Genomic DNA, 1,322 nt, shown 5'->3' on the forward strand with positions numbered 1-1,322 from the left:
GTCCGAGAGCTCCAGCTCATCTTCTTCGGGCGGGAGTCGGACGGCGAGGGCTGGCTCGAGATCGAGGCGCGCGGCGGCTCGGGCGTGCGCTACCGCGCGTGCGACGCGGCCGAGGCGCCCGCGGCTGCGCGCAGGGCTCTGGACCGCTGAGTGCGGCGCTAGTACAATTCCGACGAGAGTTTCAGGAGGTCGAACATGGCGAGGATACTGGCAGTGGATGATGAACGGGCGATCCTCGACGCGCTCGCGCGCGTCCTCGGCCGCGACGGCCATGAGGTCGTCAGGGCGGCCGACCCGACGGCGGTCCCGGGGATGGACCTCTCGCGCTTCGACCTCGTGCTCTGCGACGTCATGATGCCGGGGCTCGACGGCTTCGAGCTCGTGCGGCAGATCCGCCCGGACTTCGACGGGCCCATCGTCTTCCTGACCGCGCGCGTGGCCGAGGAGGACGCCGTGGCCGGCTACGGCCTGGGAGCCGACGACTACGTCCGCAAGCCCTTCGGGGCCGCGGAGCTGCGCGCCAAGGTCGCGGCCCATCTACGCCGTGAGCGCCGGCCGCGCTCGCACGCCCTCTCCTTCGGGGAGGTGCGGATCGACCTCGGGGCGCGCGACCTCGCCGTTGGTGGCGAGACCGTGCCGCTCACGCCCACCGAGTACGCCATCTGCGAGTACCTCGCGCGCCACCCCGGGCAGGTCATGAGCCGCGCGCAGATACGCGAGGCGGTGCTCGGCTGGGAGAGCGACTCCGACGACGCGGCCATATCCATGCAGGTCAGCCGCGCCCGGAGGAAGCTCTCCGAGGCCGGCGCCGATCCGATCGCGACCGTCTGGGGGATGGGGTACAAGTGGCAGCTCTGAAGATCGGGGCGCGAGGTCGCGGGGGCATGCCGCTCTCCTTCGTCATCGCGCGCTACTTCGCCTACGCGTTCGCGGCGTTCGCCACGGCGTGGCTCGCGTCGCTCATGGTGCTCTCCGTGTTGATCAGCGCGGGCTTCGTCTACGAGGCAAGCTGGGGGCCGGCCAATGCGCGCGAGGTCGCGGAGGGCCTGGCACGCGACGGCGTCTGCGGGCAGCAGGACGTGCCGACGGCGTACCGCTACCTCATCCTGAACAAGGACGGAAACGTGCTGATGACAGACCTCGAGGGCACGCGGCTCGAGGACGCGAAGGAAATGGCTCGTACGGCACTCGCCGCGGATCCGGGCACAGTGGAGATCGAGGGCGGGGGCTCGGGCCTCACCTACGCCGCGTTCCCGCTCAAGGGCGGCGGGGCCTGCGCACTCGTCAGCGAGTACCTGCCGCAGTGGGTCTCGCGCGATCTC

General features: G+C 71.1%; 2 protein-coding genes. Both read left to right on the top strand.

Annotated features, from left to right (window positions below):
• Positions 1 to 195: 195 nt before the first annotated feature.
• Positions 196 to 858, top strand: coding sequence for a response regulator transcription factor (locus tag DXC67_RS10235; RefSeq protein ID WP_117638284.1), 663 nt, complete (start codon positions 196 to 198; stop codon positions 856 to 858).
• On the top strand, positions 846 to 1,322 hold a 477-nt coding region (locus DXC67_RS10240; protein WP_369831373.1), incomplete at its 3' end, for a hypothetical protein. The genes DXC67_RS10235 and DXC67_RS10240, both read left to right, overlap by 13 nt.

Source organism: Collinsella sp. TF07-1 (genome assembly GCF_003437235.1).
Taxonomy (GTDB): domain Bacteria; phylum Actinomycetota; class Coriobacteriia; order Coriobacteriales; family Coriobacteriaceae; genus Collinsella.